Origin of the sequence: Streptomyces sp. NPDC020983, assembly GCF_044333485.1 — a bacterium.
GTDB lineage: Bacteria > Actinomycetota > Actinomycetes > Streptomycetales > Streptomycetaceae > Actinacidiphila.
The window spans coordinates 40,874-58,785 of record NZ_JBIRRA010000023.1 but is presented as its reverse complement, the minus strand read 5'-3'; the positions used below and the strand labels follow the sequence as shown (position 1 = coordinate 58,785).

General features: G+C 75.9%; 16 protein-coding genes and 1 pseudogene. 11 read left to right on the top strand and 6 right to left on the bottom strand.

Features of this window, described 5'->3' with window-relative positions; translation table 11 throughout:
- The first annotated feature begins 521 nt into the window (after nucleotides 1-521).
- The 3 genes from ACH4SE_RS34520 to ACH4SE_RS34510 all read left to right on the top strand — a co-directional run bounded on the left by ACH4SE_RS34520 (nucleotide 522) and on the right by ACH4SE_RS34510 (nucleotide 4,294).
- On the top strand, nucleotides 522-776 hold the full coding sequence (locus tag ACH4SE_RS34520; protein WP_398547526.1) for a hypothetical protein: 255 nt from the start codon (nucleotides 522-524) through the stop codon (nucleotides 774-776).
- Between the two features lie 42 nt (nucleotides 777-818).
- Complete coding sequence (locus tag ACH4SE_RS34515) at nucleotides 819-2,627, top strand: N,N-dimethylformamidase beta subunit family domain-containing protein (RefSeq protein WP_398547525.1); 1,809 nt, start codon at nucleotides 819-821, stop codon at nucleotides 2,625-2,627.
- Nucleotides 2,628-2,782: 155 nt separating this feature from the next.
- Nucleotides 2,783-4,294, top strand: a complete 1,512-nt coding sequence (locus tag ACH4SE_RS34510) for an alkaline phosphatase family protein (protein ID WP_398547524.1) — start codon at nucleotides 2,783-2,785, stop codon at nucleotides 4,292-4,294.
- A 57-nt stretch (nucleotides 4,295-4,351) separates the two neighbouring features.
- Here the strand turns inward: ACH4SE_RS34510 and ACH4SE_RS34505 are convergent, their stop codons facing one another.
- Nucleotides 4,352-5,053, bottom strand: a complete 702-nt coding sequence (locus tag ACH4SE_RS34505; protein WP_398547542.1) for a ScbR family autoregulator-binding transcription factor — start codon at nucleotides 5,051-5,053, stop codon at nucleotides 4,352-4,354.
- A 144-nt stretch (nucleotides 5,054-5,197) separates the two neighbouring features.
- Here ACH4SE_RS34505 and ACH4SE_RS34500 point away from each other — a divergent pair, with 144 nt between their 5' ends.
- Together ACH4SE_RS34500 and ACH4SE_RS34495 are read left to right on the top strand one after the other, a co-directional pair.
- Entirely contained in the window at nucleotides 5,198-6,115 is a 918-nt protein-coding gene (locus ACH4SE_RS34500; RefSeq protein ID WP_398547523.1) for a ScbA/BarX family gamma-butyrolactone biosynthesis protein, read from the top strand.
- A 274-nt stretch (nucleotides 6,116-6,389) separates the two neighbouring features.
- The gene (locus tag ACH4SE_RS34495) at nucleotides 6,390-7,250 is read left to right on the top strand and encodes an HAD-IA family hydrolase (protein WP_398547522.1); all 861 of its coding nucleotides are present in this window, start codon (nucleotides 6,390-6,392) and stop codon (nucleotides 7,248-7,250) included.
- An 84-nt stretch (nucleotides 7,251-7,334) separates the two neighbouring features.
- Here the strand turns inward: ACH4SE_RS34495 and dhaL are convergent, their stop codons facing one another.
- Both dhaL and ACH4SE_RS34485 read right to left on the bottom strand, forming a co-directional pair.
- On the bottom strand, nucleotides 7,335-8,030 hold the full coding sequence (dhaL, locus tag ACH4SE_RS34490; protein WP_398547521.1) for a dihydroxyacetone kinase subunit DhaL: 696 nt from the start codon (nucleotides 8,028-8,030) through the stop codon (nucleotides 7,335-7,337).
- Nucleotides 8,027-9,085: a dihydroxyacetone kinase subunit DhaK gene (locus tag ACH4SE_RS34485; RefSeq protein WP_398547520.1), complete on the bottom strand. Its 1,059-nt coding sequence runs from the start codon at nucleotides 9,083-9,085 to the stop codon at nucleotides 8,027-8,029. The genes dhaL and ACH4SE_RS34485 overlap by 4 nt, the downstream gene beginning before the upstream one ends.
- A gap of 498 nt (nucleotides 9,086-9,583) precedes the next feature.
- Here ACH4SE_RS34485 and ACH4SE_RS34480 point away from each other — a divergent pair.
- Nucleotides 9,584-10,552, top strand: a pseudogene (locus ACH4SE_RS34480) (MFS transporter); the annotation flags it as partial.
- Nucleotides 10,553-10,683: 131 nt separating this feature from the next.
- Here ACH4SE_RS34480 and ACH4SE_RS34475 read toward each other — a convergent pair.
- On the bottom strand, nucleotides 10,684-11,736 hold the full coding sequence (locus ACH4SE_RS34475) for a helix-turn-helix transcriptional regulator (RefSeq protein ID WP_398547519.1): 1,053 nt from the start codon (nucleotides 11,734-11,736) through the stop codon (nucleotides 10,684-10,686).
- Between the two features lie 72 nt (nucleotides 11,737-11,808).
- Nucleotides 11,809-12,663 carry an NmrA family NAD(P)-binding protein gene (locus tag ACH4SE_RS34470; RefSeq protein ID WP_398547518.1) on the bottom strand — a complete coding sequence of 285 codons (855 nt, stop codon included), beginning with the start codon at nucleotides 12,661-12,663 and terminating at the stop codon, nucleotides 11,809-11,811.
- 242 nt (nucleotides 12,664-12,905) lie between these two features.
- On the opposite strand from ACH4SE_RS34470, the gene ACH4SE_RS34465 reads away from it, so the two are divergent.
- The 5 genes from ACH4SE_RS34465 (at nucleotide 12,906) to ACH4SE_RS34445 (ending at nucleotide 16,812) form a co-directional block, all read left to right on the top strand.
- On the top strand, nucleotides 12,906-13,832 hold the full coding sequence (locus ACH4SE_RS34465; RefSeq protein WP_398547517.1) for an ABC transporter substrate-binding protein: 927 nt from the start codon (nucleotides 12,906-12,908) through the stop codon (nucleotides 13,830-13,832).
- A 71-nt stretch (nucleotides 13,833-13,903) separates the two neighbouring features.
- Nucleotides 13,904-14,791 (top strand): amino acid ABC transporter permease, encoded by an 888-nt coding sequence (locus ACH4SE_RS34460; protein WP_398547516.1) that lies wholly within the window; start codon nucleotides 13,904-13,906, stop codon nucleotides 14,789-14,791.
- Nucleotides 14,788-15,582: an amino acid ABC transporter ATP-binding protein gene (locus tag ACH4SE_RS34455; RefSeq protein WP_398547515.1), complete on the top strand. Its 795-nt coding sequence runs from the start codon at nucleotides 14,788-14,790 to the stop codon at nucleotides 15,580-15,582. Before ACH4SE_RS34460 ends, ACH4SE_RS34455 begins: the two co-directional genes overlap by 4 nt.
- 238 nt (nucleotides 15,583-15,820) lie before the next feature.
- The gene (locus ACH4SE_RS34450; RefSeq protein ID WP_398547514.1) at nucleotides 15,821-16,366 is read left to right on the top strand and encodes an RNA polymerase sigma factor; all 546 of its coding nucleotides are present in this window, start codon (nucleotides 15,821-15,823) and stop codon (nucleotides 16,364-16,366) included.
- Nucleotides 16,363-16,812 carry a hypothetical protein gene (locus ACH4SE_RS34445; protein ID WP_398547513.1) on the top strand — a complete coding sequence of 150 codons (450 nt, stop codon included), beginning with the start codon at nucleotides 16,363-16,365 and terminating at the stop codon, nucleotides 16,810-16,812. The genes ACH4SE_RS34450 and ACH4SE_RS34445 overlap by 4 nt, the downstream gene beginning before the upstream one ends.
- Here ACH4SE_RS34445 and ACH4SE_RS34440 read toward each other — a convergent pair.
- Entirely contained in the window at nucleotides 16,809-17,726 is a 918-nt protein-coding gene (locus ACH4SE_RS34440) for an alpha/beta fold hydrolase (protein ID WP_398547512.1), read from the bottom strand. The genes ACH4SE_RS34445 and ACH4SE_RS34440 overlap by 4 nt on opposite strands.
- Nucleotides 17,727-17,912 lie beyond the last annotated feature (186 nt).

The window sequence follows — 17,912 nt, the reverse complement described above, 5'->3', positions numbered from 1 at the left end:
GGTCGGCTCGAGCAGCCGGCTGCTGGAGAACCGCGTCGAGGGCGCCGAGCGCGGCTGCGAACGGCACGAGGGAGCCGAGAAAGCCCCCGGGCGAGGGGCGAGCGCCCCGCAGGCAGCAGGACGACGGCGAGCTGCGCGCAGCGGCCGGCCCGCAGCGCACAGACGCACGGCGGGGCAGCCGAACCCCCACGCCAGGCCGGCGAACCCCCACCCGCCGACGCACAGCACACAAGCGCGCACCCGCCCGCACCCGCACCCGCATCCGCACCCGCCGACGCACAGCACACAAAGCGCGCGCACGCCCGCATCCGGCCGGAACAGCCGGCCCGCAGCGCACGGACGCACGACGGGCCAGCCGAACCCCCACGCCAGGCCGTCGAACCCGCACCCGCCGACGCACCGCGCGTGGGGCACCCGGGCGACAGCGGCGGCGGCATTCGTGTGACCGCCCGGACGGGGTGGCGGGGGGCGGTGGCGCGGCGGCCGTAGGGTCGCTGGCGACCCGCCCGTACCCTCCGGAGGTGCCCGTGCGCATGCTGCTGGTCGCCGGCCCGTTCGACAGCCGCGCGCACCGGATGCGGGCGGAGCGGCGGGACCGCGGTCTCCGGGCGGCCCTCGTGCCGCGCGGGCACGACGACCCGGTGCCCGCCGTGACGGGCGCCCGCCCGCCGGGTCCGGGCGCGGCCGTCGCGGTACGCCCGGGGACGGGTACGCCCCCCGGCGGCACGCGGGTGGCCGGCGTGCCGGCGGCGGGGCTACCGCCGCGGATGCGCTGAGCGGTGCGCGGCCGGAGCAGAGGTGACTCCCGCGGCGCGCCCGTGGCCGCGCCCGCGGCCGACACCGCGTCCGGGACCGCCCCGGCGCTGCGGCCGGCGGCCGCGCCCGCACCAGGCACCGGCACCGGCACCGCGACGGGAGCGGCGCCCGGCCCGGCCCCACATGACGACCCCGGCAACCGGACCCGCACCGCGCCCGCACCAGGCACCGGCACCAGCACCCGCACCGCGCCCGCACCAGGCACCGGCACCAGCACCGGCACCGCGTCCGGGCCGGCGCCCGGCCCCGCGCCGCGGTGCGGGGCGGGCGACCGGTCCGGTGCCGCGGAGGAGCCGGTGGCGGGGAGCGCTGACGGGTCCGGGGCGTGGCGGGCGACCCGGCGGGGGGTGCTGCTCGCTGCCGGGGCGGGCGTGGTCGCCGCGGGGTGCGGCCCCGGTTCCGGGTCCGCGCCCAGCGCGGCGCGACGGCCCGGCGGCGCCGACTGGCGGCTCGGGCCCGCGGGGCCCGACGACGCCGTGCAGGGCTACGCCGACCGGGTCAGTGTGCTGCCCGGCGAGCGATTCGGGCTGTACGTGTCCACGACCGCCCGCACCTTCCGCGTCTCGGCCTTCCGGATCGGCTGGTACGGCGGGGCGCAGGCCGCCCGCGTGTGGACGTCCGGCCCGGTGGCCGGGGGGCGGCAGGGCGGGGCGCGGCTGGCCGTCGCCCGCCGGACCGTCGCGGCCGGGTGGGAGCGGAGCCTGGAGGTGGCCGCCGACGGGTGGCCGGAGGGGGCGTACCTGCTGCGGCTGGAGGCGGACACCGGCTTCGGCCGGTACGTCCCGCTGGTCGTCCGCTCGGCCCGGGCGGCGGGCCGGACGCTGCTGATGCACGCCGCCGCGACCTGGCAGGCGTACAACGAGTGGGGCGGCTACAGCCTCTACCGCGGGCGGGACGACACCTACGAGCACCGCTCGCTCGCGGTGTGCTTCGACCGGCCGTACGCGACGAGCGGCGCGGAGAAGTTCCTCGTCCACGAGCGCGCCGCCGTCGTGCTCGCGGAGCGGCTGGGGATCCCGCTGGCGTACACCACGGGGCTGGACGTGCACCGCGACCCGGCCGTGCTGCACGGCGCCACCACCGCCGTCGCGCTCGGGCACGACGAGTACTGGACGCCCCGGCAGCGCGCGCACGTCACGGCGGCCAGGGACGCGGGCACCAATCTCGTCTTCCTGGGCGCGAACACCTGCTACCGGCGCGTCCGGCTGGAGCCGGGTCCGGACGGCACGGCGGACCGCACGGTGGTCTGCTACAAGAACGCCTACCACGCCGACCCCTACCTCGCCCGGCACCCGGGCATGGCGACCACCGACTTCCGCTCGGGGCCGGGGGCGGATCCGGAGTCGTCGCTGACGGGCGTGATGTACGAGGGCTTCCCCGTGGACGCCCCCTACGTGGTGGAGAACGCCGACCACTGGATCTTCCGGGGGACGGGAGTGCGCCGCGGCGACCGCTTCGCGCACCTGGTGGGCGTGGAGTACGACCGGGTCGTGCCGCGCCACCCCACCCCGGCGCCCATCGAGGTGATCGCCCACTCGCCGCTGCGCTGCAAGGGCCGCCCGAGCCACTCCGATTCGGCCTACTACACCGCGCCCGGCGGGGCGGGCGTCTTCGCCAGCGGCACCATGCGCTGGGTCGAGGCGCTGATGGCGGGAACCGGCCTGGACGGCCGCGACCACGGCATGGACGCGCGCACCGGGCGCTTCGTCACCCGGGCCACCGAGAACGTCCTGACGGCCTTCGCCGAAGGACCCGCGGGCCGCAGCCGCCCGGCGCCGCGGGACAACACCGCGCGGCTGTACGGGAGCTGAGGGCGAACAGGCCCCGCCGGACCGGCCCCGGCTGCTGGGCTCCTCTTCTTGTACCCGCCATCCACCGGCCACCCGGCGGTGCCGGTGCGGGAGCAGCCTTGCCGTGCCCGTCTCCCCGCGCGCCGGGCCGGCGCGCGCCCGCGAAAGGAACGCCGATGCCCGACGCCCCGCACGACTCCGCCCCCCAGCAGGACCAGGCGCCCACCCGGCGGCGGCTGCTCGGCGCCGCCGCGGCCGTGGGCGGGCTGGCCGCCGCCGCGTCGGTGCTGCCGCCGAACCTCAGCCGTGCGGCGGCCGCCGAACCCCGGTCGGGCGGGCGGCTGTCCGACATCGAGCACGTGGTGATCCTGATGCAGGAGAACCGCAGTTTCGACCACTACTTCGGCACGCTGTCCGGGGTACGCGGCTTCGAGGACCCGCACGCCGTCACGCTGCCGGGCGGCCGCCCGGTCTACTACCAGCCGGACGCCCAGAACCCGGACGGCTACCTGCTGCCCTACCACATGGACTCCCGGACCACGGCGGCGCTGGCCGTGCCGTCGCTCAGCCACGCCTGGCAGGCGCAGCACAACGCCTGGAACGGCGGCGCGATGGACAGCTGGCTGCCCGCGCACCGCGCCGCGGACGGCAACGCCAAGGGCCCGTACACGATGGGCTACCTGACGCGCGACGACATCCCCTTCCACTACGCGCTGGCCGACGCCTTCACCGTGTGCGACGCCTACCACTCCTCGGTCATGGGCCCGACGCACCCCAACCGCTACATGCACATGACCGGGACGATCGACCCGGACGGCCTGGCGGGCGGTCCCGCGCTGGACAACAACGCGGCGAAGGGCACGTACTCCTGGACCACCTACCCGGAGCGGCTGGAGGCGGCCGGGGTGAGCTGGCGGATCTACCACGAGCCGTCCTCCGGCCCCGGCGGCGGCCCCACCGGGCTCGCGCCGATCGCCAACATGGCGCAGTACCAGGCGGCGAAGCCCGGCGACCCGCTCTACGACAAGGCGATCGCCGAGAGCGCCTTCGGGCAGTTCGAGTACGACGCGATGAACGGCACGCTGCCCACGGTGAGCTGGCTGCTGCCGCCGTCGCTCTACGACGAGCACCCCGCCCGTACCCCCGCGGCGGGCGCGAACTGGCTGGCCGGCAAGATCGACGCGATCGCGGCCAACCCGGAGACCTGGGCCAGGACCGTCTTCATCCTCAACTACGACGAGAACGACGGGCTGTTCGACCACGTCGTGCCGCCGACCCCGCCGGCCGGCACCGCGGGCGAGTTCGTCGCCGGGACCTCGCCGACCGGGGTGCACGGCAACAACCTGCCGGTCGGGCTCGGCTTCCGGGTGCCGTGCGTCATCGTCTCCCCCTGGACGGTGGGCGGCTGGGTCGCCACCGAGACCTTCGACCACACCTCGGTGCTGCGCTTCCTGGAGCGGCTGACGGGGGTGACCGAGCCCAACATCAGCCAGTGGCGGCGCCGCGTCACCGGCGACCTGACCTCGGCGCTGCGCATGGACGGGCCGCGCCGCCCGGCTCCCGCCCTGCCGCAGACGGGAGCCCGCTACAGCCTCGCCCAGTACGAGACGGCCAAGCTGCCCCTGCCGTCCGTACCGGCCCAGCAGAGGGCGCCGCGCCAGGAGCGCGGCCACCGTCCCCGCACCTGACCGGCCGTCACCGGCCCGGCACGCGCCGGGCCGGCGCCCATGGGGCCGTGGGCGGTGTCAGACCGGCTCGGGGACGGGCTCCGGGGATGGCGGCCCGGCGGCTCCGGCGAACTCCGCGGATCCGCCGGGCCCGGCGGGCTCGGCCGCGCGCACACGGGCGAGCAGCGCGGCGGGCGCGGGTTCGGCCTGGAGTGCCGGGAGGAGCACCTCCCACATGCCCTGCAGCCGCTCCTCGATGCGGGCCCGCCCGTCGACGGCCTCGGAGACGGTGTGCAGGCCGAAGAAGGCGTACACCACGGTCAGTGCGGCGGTGTCCGGCGCGATGCCGGGCGCCAGTTCGCCCGACTCCCGCGCCTCGCGCAGCAGCCCGGTGACGGTCTCGGTCCAGGCGGCGAAGGGGCCGGGGACGGGCGCCTCGATGGCCCGGCGCTCCATCCACAGCCGGGACCCGGCCCGTACGACGACGTCGTCACGGAAGGCGCGGGCGACGGCGAAGCTCAGCGACACCAGTTTGTCCAGGGCCGGCGCGGGCGAGGCGCGGACCTCGGCGATCATCGCGGGCCAGGTGTCGAGCGTCGCGGTGACGACCGCGAGGGCGAGTTTCTCCTTGTTGCTGAAGTGGAAGTAGATGGCGCCGCTGGTGCGGCCGGACTGCGCGCTGATGTCGCTGATGCTCGTGCCGGCGTATCCGCGTTCCTCGAAAAGCCGCGCCGCGGCTTCCACCAGGTACCTGCGCGTCGCCTCGGCCCGTTCCTGCACGTCCACTCCGCAATTTCCGCCCGCCGCGCGGTGGCGGCGTGTCGCCAATGGATGGCAGCAATCTAGCGCGTGATCGACTTCTTCCCGACACATGCGCGAAGCAATGCGGGTGCGAATTCTTCGGGCGCGGGTTTTTCTTGTCATATGAAGAATCTGGCCGGTCCTTCGTCCCGTTCGGACCGCGCCCCGGATCTGACCTGGTCCCGCCCCGTTCCCCGGGAGCTGGTGCACCGCAGGGCAGTCGCCGAGGTGCTGCTGACGGATGTCAGGGAGGGTCCGGCCGGCGGCTTCCGCGCCGCGGCCTGCTGGCCGTATCCCCACACCACCTTCCCCGCCGACGGCACCGGCCGGCACAGTCCGCTGCTCGTCGTCGAGACGCTGCGCCAGCTGGGCATCTACCTGCCGCTGCGGTGGTTCGGCGTGCCACCCGCCACCCGCATGATCATCGACGACCTGCGCTTCGCGCTGGACCCCGAGCACGAGCCGGCCGCACTCGCCGGGCACACCGAGATCAGCTGCGCGATACGCGTGACCGACCCCCGGCAGCGCCGGGACGGCTCGCTCGCCGCGCTGCGGCTCGCGGTCGCCTTCCGGGCCGGCGGGCGGGTGTTCGCACGGGCCGGCGGCGGTGCGCGGTTCCTGCCCGAGGAGAAGTACGCGGCCGTGCGCGGCGACCGGCTCGGCGCCCCGCAGCCGCCACCGGGGGCCGGCACGCGGCCGGCCCCGGCGCTCCTCGGCGTGGCGCGCCCGGCCGACGTGGTGGTGGCACGCGGGGCCGGCGGGCTCACGGTGGACCCGGCGGATCCGGCCCATCCCTTCTTCTTCGACCACCCCAGCGACCACGTGCCCGGCATGGTGCTGCTGGAGGCGGCGCGGCAGAGCGCCGCGGAGGCGACCGGCGGCCGGATGCTGCGGCCCGTCAGCGCGGTCATGGCCGCGGTGCGCTTCACCGAATACGCCCCGGCGCCGCGGATCGACGCCGTCGCCCACCACCGCACGTGCGCTTTCAGGATCCGGCAGGGCGGCGCGGTGACGGCATACGGAGTTCTCGGTTTCCGGTGATATGAACTGCACGCAAGGGGGCGCGCGGCGTGTGCGACACGATTCTTCACACCGGAGAATTGCTTGACCACCCCAGGTGACCGTCCATAACGTAACGATCGTTATGTTCCTGGTGACGCCCGGTGGCGCGGGCGATCACCGGGTATCCCGTCGCGCGCCTTTTCCGCATCTCGCTGACGCGTTGTGCGCGGGGCCGCACCTCCCCGCCCGGGCAGGCGGGCCGAATCCCCTTCCTGCCCGTGTGCCCGGGCATTCCCGAACGGAATTCTCGCCAATGAACGACCACCGCATTTCCGTTTCCCCGCCGTCCGCGCCGGAGTCCGCCGCCACGTCGACGGCACCGGCGCCCGTCCCGTCGCCCGCCAAGGACGCGACACCGGCCGCGCGCACCGCGCCGACCACCCACACGGCCGTGCCCGACCTGCCCCCGCCCGCGCGTTCCGCGGCCCGTGCCGCCCTGCTGGCCTGGACGCCGGACGCGGTCGTCTTCGACTGCGACGGCACGCTCATGGACACCGAGCGCAACTGGCAGGACGCCCGCGAACTGACCCTGGCCGACCACGGGCTGCGGGCCGCACCGGGCTTCGCCGAGCGCGCCAAGGGCGTGCACTACACCGAGTGCGGCCAGCTCATGGCCGAGGAGGCCGGCCGGCCGGAGCTGGCCGACGAACTGACCGGCGCACTGCTGGACCACTTCCGCGCGCTGGTCGCCACGAACGCCGCGACCATGCCGGGTGCGGCGGAACTGGTCCGCCGCATGGCGGCGTTCGCACCGCTCGCCGTCGCGAGCAACTGCCCGGCCGACGTCGTCGAGACCTGCCTGTCCGCCGCCGGGCTGCTGTCGTTCTTCGACCATCTGGTGGTGCCCGGCAGCGCGGTGCGCCCCAAACCCGCGCCGGACGTCTACCTCACGGCCGCCCGGCTGTGCGGGGCGGCACCGGAACGCTGCCTGGCCGTCGAGGACTCCGCGTGCGGGATCGAGGCGGCGCGCAGCGCCGGGCTGCGCGTGCTCGGCGTGGGCCCCAGGCCGGGCAACCGGGTCGCCGCGGACGTCGACCTGTGGGTCGACCGGCTCGACGACCGGGACATCAACGGGTGGGCGGAGCGCCGGGCGGCGCGGACGCATCCGCACTGAGCCGCACGGCGGGCGCGTCCGCACCGGGCCGGACCGCGGGCGCGCCCGTTCCGTGCCGGACCTCACCGCCGTCCCGGCCGCGGCTCAGGGAAGCAGCGGCGCGAGGACGGTGACCGGGCCGGCGGCCGCGGTGAACAGCAGGGCGACACCGACCGCCCCAGGGTCGGGCACGCCGGCCGCGCGGTCACCGAGGTAGCTCGCGCGGCCGCGCCGGGCCGTCATCCGGGCGGTGCCGTGCACCCCGCGCCACGCCGCGCCCGCGGCCTCGCCGAGGGCCTTTGCCGGTTCGGTGCCGGCGGCCGCGGCGAGTGCCGCGGCGGCCGGGGCGAGGGCGTCGACCAGCGTCTTGTCGCCGACCTCCGCCTCGCCCACCCGCTGGATCGCGGCGAGCCCGTCGCGCACCCCGGCCGCGAGCGCGGCGGTGGGTGCGACGGCTGCCCCGTCCCGTACGGCCGCGGCCATCTCCTGGAAGAGCAGCCCGAACAGCGGGCCGCTCGTGCCGCCGACCTCGTCCAGGAAGGCGCTCGCCGCGGCCCCGAGTGGCGGCACGGGACCGGATCCCGGCGCCTGCCGGGCGTCCAGCAGGCGTACGGCGGCCTGCAGGCCCGCAACCAGGTTGGTGCCGAAGTCGCCGTCGCCGACCTGCTGGTCGAGGGCGGTCAGCTCGTCCTCGGTCGCCGCGGCCGTCGCCGCGAAGGCGCGTACCCACCGCTCGGTGAAGGCGGCGAAGGCGACGGGGCCGGGGCCGGTGTGCTCGGGTCGCATGGTCGTGTCGCTCATGGTGCCTCTCCCGTGGTCTGCGGCACCTCGCCCAGCCGGTCGGGGGGCGGCGCCGGGGTGGCGGGCCAGGCCGGCGCGGCGGCCGGCGCGTCGTAGAGCCGCAGCAGCTCGTCGTTGGCGTCCAGGAGCGTGACGGAGAAGCCGCGCATGTCCAGCGCCGTGACAAAGTCGCCGACGAGGACCCTCACGGTGTCCGCACCGCGCTTGTCCAGCAGGCGCGCGACCTCGCGCAGCACCGCGTACAGCTCCAGTCTGGTGACGCCGCCGAGGCCGTTGACCAGCACGATCAGCCGCGACCTGCCGCCCAGTCCGAGCGCGTCGGCGAGCGAGGCGACCATCTCCTCGGCCAGGTCGCGCAGCGAGCGGGCGGGGAGCGTGCGGGCGGCGCGCTCGCCGTGGATGCCGACGCCGTACTCCAGCGTCCCCGGCCGCAGCTCGAAGGCGGGCGCACCGGTCACCGGCGAGGTGTGCGGCGCCGACGCGACGGCGAGGCTCCGGCAGCGGGCCACGACCTCGGCGCCGAGGGCTTCGAGATCGGCCAGTCCGCAGCCGGTGTCCGCGGCGGCGCCGAGGATCTTCTCCACCAGCACGGCGGCGCCGGTGCCGCGCCGCCCGGTGGCGGAGTCCGCGGACTGCGAGGCGACGTCGTCGTCGATCAGCACCCGGCCGCAGCGGATGCCCTCGTGGGCGAGCCGCTCGGCGGCGATGCCGAAGTTGATCCGGTCACCGGTGTAGTTCTTGACCAGCAGCAGCACCCCGTCCTCGCGGGCGACCGAGCGGGCCGCTGCGAAGACCTGGCGGTTGTGCGGCGAGGCGAAGACCCGTCCCGGGCAGGCGGCGTCCAGCATTCCGGCGCCGACGTATCCGGTGTGCAGTGGCTCGTGCCCGGAGCCGCCCCCGGAGACCAGTCCGACGCGGCGTGCCGGGGCGGTCCGCAGCGCACACAGATAGCCGTCCCGCTCGTCCCAGCGGACGGTGTCCGCGTGGGCGAGGGCGAAACCGGCCAGCGCGTCGTCCACCATGTCGGGGAGGGCATTGGCGAAGTACAGGCTCATGGCGCGACCTCCTGTCCCCACCTCATCGTCAGGGCTGACCCGGCGACCGGCAACCGGGTGCCGTCTCCCCCGGCCCGCCCCGGGGCCCCCGGCCCGCCCGGCGCCCGCCCGGGGCGCGGGCGCCTCACCCGGACGGCGTAAGGGCGCGCGACCCGGCGCGCAGGCCCCGGGAACGCGTACGGAGGGCCGGGCCGGCTCCCCCGGGTCGTCCGGGTGGCGCAGCGCGGGCCGGGGTGCCGCCCGCGGGCCGGACGCGGAACGTGGCCGGGTGGCTGCGTACGGCGTCCACCGGCCGGCCGGCCGCGCAGTCCGCGGGCGGCCGCCGGCCCCGCACCTGCCGGGGGCCGGGCGACGGGCCGGCGCGAACGCCCCGCGGGCGGACGGCGTTTCCGCGCGGCGGCCCCTTGCCGGCCGGGTCCCGGGGGCGACGGGCCCGCGGTCCGCACGACGTCGACTCCACTGACAGAAGGTGTCAGCGAACCTCCGGACAGTGGTGCCATGCTCCTCGCTCACCACTCCCGCCGGGCCGAACGGCTGCTCGTGCCCGCCGCCTTCGCCACCGCCCTCGGCAACAACGTCCAGCTGATCGTCGGAGCCCTGCTCATGATCCGCGAGCAGCGGACCATGATGGCCGTGGGCTGGCTCTTCATCGCCGTCGCCGGGCCGCAGGCGCTGCTGTCGCCCTCCTTCGGACGGCTCGCCGACCGTTTCGACCGCCGCGTCCTGTGGATCGGCTGCGACGCCGCCGGCGCGGCGCTGGCCCTCGCGCTGCCGCTGTGGCTGGTGTGCGGCGGCTCCCCCGGGCCCGGCATCTACGGTGCCAACCTGGCACTCGCCGTCGTCGGCGCCCTCTTCCTCCCCGCCAGCTCCGCGCTGATCAAGGAGCGGATCCCGGCGGACCGGCTGCGGCGGTTCAACGCCCGCTACGAGATGGGCACCCAGGCGGGGATGCTGCTGTCGGCGACGCTGGGCGGGCTGTCGGTCCAGGCCTTCGGCGCCGTGCCGCTGCTGGTGTTCAACGCCGCGACCTTCGCCGTCTCCGCGCTCTGCGTCGCCGCGGTGGGGCGCCGCCCGGACCCGGTTCCGGTGCCCGCCACCACGGTGGGTCCCGCACCGGCGGCCCCGCGCGGACCGCTGCGGATGCGCCGCTTCATCCTGCTCTACGCCCAGGGGAGCGTGGTCGTCACGGTCTTCAACGCCCTGATGCCCACCGCCCTCATCGGTGAACTCCACCGCGGCGCGGGCACGTTCGGCGCCGTGGACGCCCTCGGATCGCTGGGCTTCCTGGCAGCTGCCGGCGCCTACCGGATGGTCAGCAGACGCAGTCCCGACCTGCGCATCGCCGTCGTGGGCTTCCTGGTCTGCGACGCCGGCCTGGTACTGCAGAGCCAGTTCGGGCTCACCGGCTACCTGGTGGCGGTGCCGCTGGGCGCGTTCTTCTTCGGGCAGGCCCGGATCGCCTCCCGGACCATGCTGATGGCCTCGGCCGACGACGCCACGGTGGGCAGGGTCTTCGGGCTGGCGAACGGGGGCGGGCTGGCGGCCACGGTCGCCGTGATGCTCCTGGTCGCCTCGGTCACCGACCGCACCGACACGCGCTACGGCTTCGCGGTGCTCGCCGCCCTCGGGCTGCTGGCGACGCTGTCCGCCGGGCTGCTGCTGCGGTCGCCGGCCGCCGGGACGTACCGGCCGAGCACGGCCGCGGCCGCCTCCGCGACCGCGCGGCGCAGCTCCCCGGGGGCCAGCACCTCGACGTCCGGCCCGAGGGACAGCAGTACCGGCACCGCCGACCCGACCGATTCCAGGGGAATCGTCGCCGTCACCCAGCCGTCGCCCGGGTCCGGCGGCCCCGCCGAGGCCTCGACGGCGCGGACGAGGGCCGCGTCCAGGCGGTCCGGCAGGGCCGACAGCAGGGCGGGGCTGATGCGGACGCGGGCCTGAAGCCGGAGCCTTCGGGCGTCGTAGGAGCTGAGGTACTCCTGCCAGTGGGCGGCGAGGTCGAAGCCGGCGGGGCGTTCGAAGCCCTCGTCCGTGACGTCCAGGCGGAGGACCGACGACACCCGGTAGGTGCGTACGGTGCCGTCCACCGCCGCGACGAGGTACCAGACGCCCGCCTTGAGGACGAGCCCGTAGGGGTCGAGCACGCGCTCGACCTCCTGCGGCTCCGCCCAGCGGCGGTACCGCACACGGATCCGCCGCTGGTTCCACACGGCGCCCGCGAGCACCGCGAGTTCGGGCGGCGAGTCCTGCTCCCGGTACCAGCCGAGGGCGTCGAGGTGGAAGCGCTCGCGGATCCGTCCGGCCCGGTCCCGCACCGGGACGGGCAGCGCCGCGCTCAGCTTCAGCTGCGCCGCCGCGAGCACCTCGCCCAGCCCCAGGTCGTCGGCGGCGCCCGGCATTCCGGCGAAAAACAGCGAGCCGGCCTCGTCGGCGTGCAGCCCCGTCAGCCGGGTGCGGTAGCCGCCCAGCAGCTCGTAGCCGCCGTGGTGGCCGGCATCGCCGTAGACCGGGATGCCCGCGCCGCTCAGCGACTCGATGTCCCGGTAGACGGTCCGCACCGAGACGTCCAGCTCGGCGGCCAGCTCACCCGCGGTCAGCCGCCCGCGGTTCTGCAGCAGGAGGACGAGGGACAGGAGCCGGGCCGCACGCATGGACCGATCATCCCAGGCCCGACGGCGGGCCCGGTCCGCGCCGTGGTCGCCGGGCCCTGCGGGGCGCGGCGGTCACCGCCCCGCGCGCAGCCACGCCTCGAAGGTCAGCAGCTCCGGCCACCGCCGGCGCAGGCCGCCGAGGTCCGCCCGGTAGCCGGCGCCGTTCAGCCAGGTGTAGAAGTCCACGAGGTAGGGGGCCGCCGCCCGCAGCTCCTCCACCGGGGTGCGGGCGACACGGGCGGGGACGCCGTCGACGGCGGTGAACGCCTCGCCGACCTGGCGGACCGTCAGCTCGTCCCCGGCGATCTCCAGCGTCGCGCCGGCGAACTCGTCGGGGCTGCGGAAGCAGTCGGCGGCGATCCGGGCGATGTCCGCGACGGCGATCATCTGGAGCGGCCTGTCCGCGTCCAGCGCGACCGCGCCGGCGCGCTCACCGCCCTGAACCTCCCCCATCAGGTACGACCAGTTCTCCATGAAGAACACCGGGCGCAGGACGGTGGCGGGGACGCCGCTCGCGCCGATGTACGCCTCGACCTCGGCCATCGCTTCGAAGTGCGGGACGCCCGACCCGCGGCCGACCGGAGCGGCCGAGCTGTACACCAGATGGGCGACGCCCGCGGCCGCCGCCGCGTCCACGACGGCGCGGCCCCGGCGCAGGTTGACGTCGGCCCGCGGGTCGGGGAGGTCCCCGGGCTGCGGGGCGAACACGCCGTGCACGCCCCGCGCGGCCGCGGCGAGCGACCCCGGGTCGTCCAGGTCGCCCACGGCCAGCTCGGCGCCGAGCGCCCCGAGCGCCTTCGCCGCGGGCCGGTCGGCGTCCCGGACGAACGCGCGTACGGCGCGGCCGGTTGCGAGCAGCCGGCGGACCACCGCGCCGCCCTGCTTTCCGGTCGCGCCGGTGACCAGAACCGTGTTCCTGGCGGGCATGCCGAGACCTCCGAAGCCGTCCTGAGAAGAGGTGGCCAGTCTCGTCCGGCGGTGATCGATGAGTCCAACACATGCTCGTCATCCCATCGATCACCGTCGTCGATCGATCCGCGGTGCCCGGCGGTCGCGCCGGCGACCCCGCCCGGCGACGCGGCGAAACACCGCGGACACAATCGTCCGCCATGCGGACAACGGGCGGAATCGCGTGGACAGCCGAGCCGTCGTGGTGCCAGGGTCCGGCCATGAGTCCCGTGAAACCGCCGCCCCCGAGCCGTCCGGCCCTCGCCGCCGCGGTCCTGCTCCTGAGCACGGCCCTGACCGCGGCCGTCGCCGGCTGCTCCCCGCAGGACGACTCCTCCGCCTCCGGCGCGCCGTCCCCCGCGAGCGGCACGTCCGCCACGAGCGCGGCAACGGCCTCCTGCACCGCCGCGACGCTGCCGACCCGCACCGCGGGCAGGATCACGGTGGGCACCGACAACCCGGCGTACGAGCCGTGGTTCTCCGACGACAAGCCCGCCAACGGCAAGGGCTACGAGTCGGCGGTCGCCTACGCCGTCGCCCGGCAGCTCGGGTTCGGCCCCGGCCAGGTGGTGTGGCAGACGGTGCCGTTCAACTCCGCCTTCTCCCCCGGCGTGAAGAACTTCGACTTCGACATCAACCAGGTGTCCATCAGCGACGAGCGGAAGAAGACGGTGGACTTCTCCCCCGGCTACTACGACGTCCGGCAGGCCGTCGTCGCCCGCAAGGGCTCCCCGATCGCGGGCGCCACCACCCTGGCGGACCTCAGGCAGGCCAAGCTCGGCGCCCAGGTGGGGACGACCAGCCTCGACACCATCACCGGGGTCGTGAAGCCGGCCAGGCAGCCGGCGGTCTTCCAGCGCAACGACCTCGCCGTGGCCGCACTGAAGAACGGCCAGGTGGACGGGATCGTGGTGGACCTTCCGACCGCCTTCTACATCACCGGCGCGCAGGTGCAGGACGCGAAGGTCGTCGGGCAGTTCGGCTCGTCCGGGGGCCCCGCGGAGCAGTTCGGGCTGGTCCTGGACAAGGGCAGCAGGCTCACGCCGTGCGTGTCGGCGGCCGTGACACAGCTGCGCGCGGACGGCACGCTCGCGGCGCTGGAGAAGCAGTGGCTGTCCGACGCCGTCGACGCGCCGGTGCTGAAGTGACGGCGCCGGAGCCGCTGACGTGAAGGCGCTGACGTGACGGACCGCAGGGGACGGTGCTTGGCGGTGACGCGATGACGGTGCGGGACGAGGCCGCGCCCCCGGCGCCGGACGGCGCGTACCGGCCCTCCGCGCGGCGGCTCGCCCGCGAGCGGTACAGGCGGGCAGCCACCCGCCGGGCCTTCGCGGTGGCCGCGGTCAGCTCGCTGGCGACCGCGGCCGTCCTGGGCGTGCTCGTCGTGGAGTCGCCGGGCTGGCAGCGCACCCGGCAGACGTTCTTCGACGCCCGCCACGCCCGGGCCGCGCTGCCCGAGGTGCTGGACGGGCTGTGGCTGAACCTGCGGCTGCTGGCGGTGTGCGGCGCCGTCGTGCTGGTCGCGGGGCTGCTGATCGCGGTGCTCCGCACACTGCGCGGCCCGGTCTACTTCCCCGTGCGCGCGCTCGCCACCGCGTACGTGGACTTCTTCCGCGGGTTGCCGCTGATCATCTGCATCCTGATGTGCGTCTTCGGCATCCCCGCGCTGCGGCTGACCGGTGTCACCAACGACCCGGTGCTGCTCGGCGGATTCGCCCTGTGCCTGACGTACACCGCGTACGTGGCCGAGGTGTTCCGGGCGGGCATCGAGTCCGTCCATCCCAGCCAGCGCGCCGCCGCCCGCTCGCTCGGCCTGAGCCGTGCGCAGACGATGCGGTACGTGGTGCTGCCGCAGGCCGTGCGCCGGGTGGTGCCGCCGCTGCTCAACGACCTGGTCTCGCTGCAGAAGGACACCGGCCTGGTGTCGATCGGCGGTGCGGTGGACGCCGTGTACGCCGCGCAGATCATGGCCAGCCGGGACTTCAACTACACCCCGTACGTCATCGCCGGGCTGGTCTTCGTGGCGGTCACCGTCCCCATGACGCGGTTCACGGACTGGGTGGCGGCCCGGATGAACGGGCGCCAGGCGCAGGGAGGGAGCGCATGACCGCCGGAGCGCTGACCAAGGACGCCGCCGGGCCGCCGCCGACGGGCGAGCCGGTGCTGCGGCTCGAAGCGGTCCGCAAGACGTACGGCCCCGCGGTCGTCCTGCGCGACGTCACGCTGGAGGTGCCCGCGCACAGCGTCACCGCGCTGATCGGCGCCTCCGGCTCGGGCAAGTCGACCCTGCTGCGCTGCGCGAACCTGCTGGAGGAGGTGGACGACGGGGCGGTCTTCCTGGACGGCGAGGAGATCACCGACCCCCGCACCGACCAGGACGCGGTACGCCGCCGGATCGGGGTCGTCTTCCAGGCCTACAACCTTTTCCCGCACATGACGGTGCTCGACAACATCACGCTCGCGCCGCGCCGGGTGCACGGGGTGCCGCGCCACCGGGCGGAGGCCGAGGCGCGCGACCTGCTCGAACGGCTCGGGCTCGCCGCCCGCGCGGGCGAGTACCCCGACCGGCTCAGCGGCGGCCAGCAGCAGCGCGTGGCGATCGCCCGCGCGGTCGCCACCAGACCGCGCCTGCTGCTGCTCGACGAGATCACCGCGGCGCTCGACCCCGAACTCGTGGGCGAGGTCCTCGCCGTCATCAGGGACCTCAAGGACGAGGGCATGACGATGGTCATCGCCACCCACGAGATGGCGTTCGCCCGCGACGTCGCCGACCAGGTGTGTTTCCTGGACGCCGGGGTGGTCCTGGAGCACGGCCCCCCTGAGCAGGTGTTCGGCGCACCGGCCGAGCAGCGCACACGCGACTTCCTGCGCCGGCTGACGGAGGCGGGGCGCCTGTGACCGCGCCGCCTGCGATCCCCGCGGGAGGGGCTCCGCCCCGCCCGTGAGGAGCCGGGCCCCCGGGTGCGGCCGTGGCCGCCGCCCGGAGCACCCGGGAGCCGTCTCCGTCAACCTCCCCGGTCGGTTCGCACCGCGCCCGGAGGGATCGAGCCGTCCGGTGAGCACCGCGGGGATCCGCCGGACGGCTCCCCGCCCCCGTCCGGGTGCCCCCGGTCCGCCGGCGGTAGGGTACGCGGTGATGGACGGCTCAGCAGCGCAGGACCGGCCGCCGTGGGAGGCCCTGGCCCCGCTGGTGCGGGCGGCGCGGTCGGGTGACGCCCTCGCGATGGACTCGCTGCTGACAGCCGTGACGCCGTACGTGACCCGGCTGTGCCGGCCGATCGCGCTGTCGCAGTGGGAGGACGCCGTCCAGGAGGCGCTCACGGCGGTCTTCGTCGGGTTGCGGGGAGTGCGTGATCCGCAGGCGTTCTACGGATGGGTGCGCACCGTCACCGTGCGCGAGGCGGTGCGGGTCGCCCGGCGCGCCGGGCGGGAGCGCCCCTTCGACCCCGCCGACGCCGCGCGCCTGACCGGGCTCGCCGGCACCGGGGACGGCGAACTCCCGGCGCAGGTACGGGACGTGCTGGCGCGGCTGCCCGTGCACCACCGCGCGGTGCTCGTGCTGCGCGAGCTGGAGGGCTTCGACGAGCGGACGGCGGCCGGGTTGCTCGGCGTCGCGCCGGGCACGGCCAAGTCCCGGCTGCACCGGGCCCGTTCCGCTTTCCGGAAGGCGTGGCAGCAATGAGCGTTGACGCGGTGACCCGGCTGCGGCTGCTGGCCGCGGGCCTGCACACCACCTTCTACGCGGAGGAGTACCTCGACCTGCCGTTCGAGACGGTGTGGGCGGTCGCCTCGGATCTCGCGGGCGAGCTGCCGCACCTCGTGCCCCTGCTGCGCGACTTCCGCGTCGAGCCCGGGGACGCCGGGCGCAAGCCGGCCGTCGCGGTGGGACCGCTGGGGCTGCGCAGCGCCTTCGAGGTGCGGCTGGCCCCCGGCTGGTGCCTGATGCAGTCGCGCCTCGTGGTGGGGGGCATGGCCGCCGTACCGGAAGGCGGCGGTACGCGCTTCGCCGTGCTCGGCGCGGCGCGTCCCGCCGCCCTGAGGCCGCTCCAGCGGGCGTACGCCCTCGTGGCCGGCCGCGGACGTCCCTTCATCCGGAAGGCCGCGCTGCGGGCGGCCGCGCGCGCCTAGACCTCGGCGCCCGGTCCGAACAGCTCCCTCATCGCCGCGGCGACCGCTCCCGGGGCCTCCTGGGGCAGGAAGTGGCCGGCGCCCGGCACGATGCGCACGGTGAGGTCGTCCGCACGGCTCCCGCCGCCGGTCAGCATCGACGGCGGGAACACGTTGTCCCGTTCGCCGCCGAGCAGCACGGTCGGGACGGTCAGCGGCCGCCGGCGCCACGTGCCGCGCAGCAGGGCCGGGATCTCGCGCAGCACGTACTGCCAGAACATCGCCTGCCCGGCATGGGCGGCGGCCTGGGCCGCGGCGGCGTACTCCGCGAGCTCGCCGGCCTGCCAGACGGCCGGGTCGGCGACCTGGTGACGCAGCAGGAAGCGGGCGAACGCCGGCCGGCGGCGCAGCACGGCCCGGCCGAGCACCGGGTACTCGACGACGGCGGTGTACCACTGGCGCCACACGTTCGGCAGGACGGCCCGCTGCCCGGTCCACGGATGCGGCACGTTGAGCGCCAGGTACCCGCTGACCCGCCCGGGTGCCCGCTGGCACAGCCGGAAGCCCACGTGGGCGCCCCAGTCGTGCCCGACCAGGCCCACCCGGCCGAGGCCCAGCGCGTCCAGCAGCGCGAGCATGTCGCCGCACAGGCCGTCGATGTCGTAGCCGCGCGCGGTCTGCTGCGACCAGCCGAAGCCCCGCAGGTCAGGGCAGATCAGCCGCAGTCCGGGGGCCGGCAGGGCGGCGACCCGGTGCCAGGCGAACCAGTGCTGCGGGAAGCCGTGCAGCAGCAGGACCGGCGCACCGGATCCGTACTCCGCGACGTGCAGCCGGCTGCCGCGCACCTGGAGCCAGCTGTGCCTGGCGCCCTCGGCCTCCGGCAGCGGCCTGCCGGCGACGGCCGGGGCCGCGCTCGTGTGGGTGCTCGGTGTCATGGGAAAGCCTCTCGCCTCCGGCGGGTCCCCGCGGGCCCGCTCCGGCATGCCAGGAGGCGGGGCCGGGCGGAAACGTTCCCCGGGCCGCGGAAACCGGGAGGGGGACGGCAGCGCCCTGTGCCCGGCCGTCATCCGCCGGAGAGCATCCGGCCTCTCTTCGGGCATGCCGGCCTCCCCGGCGCACCC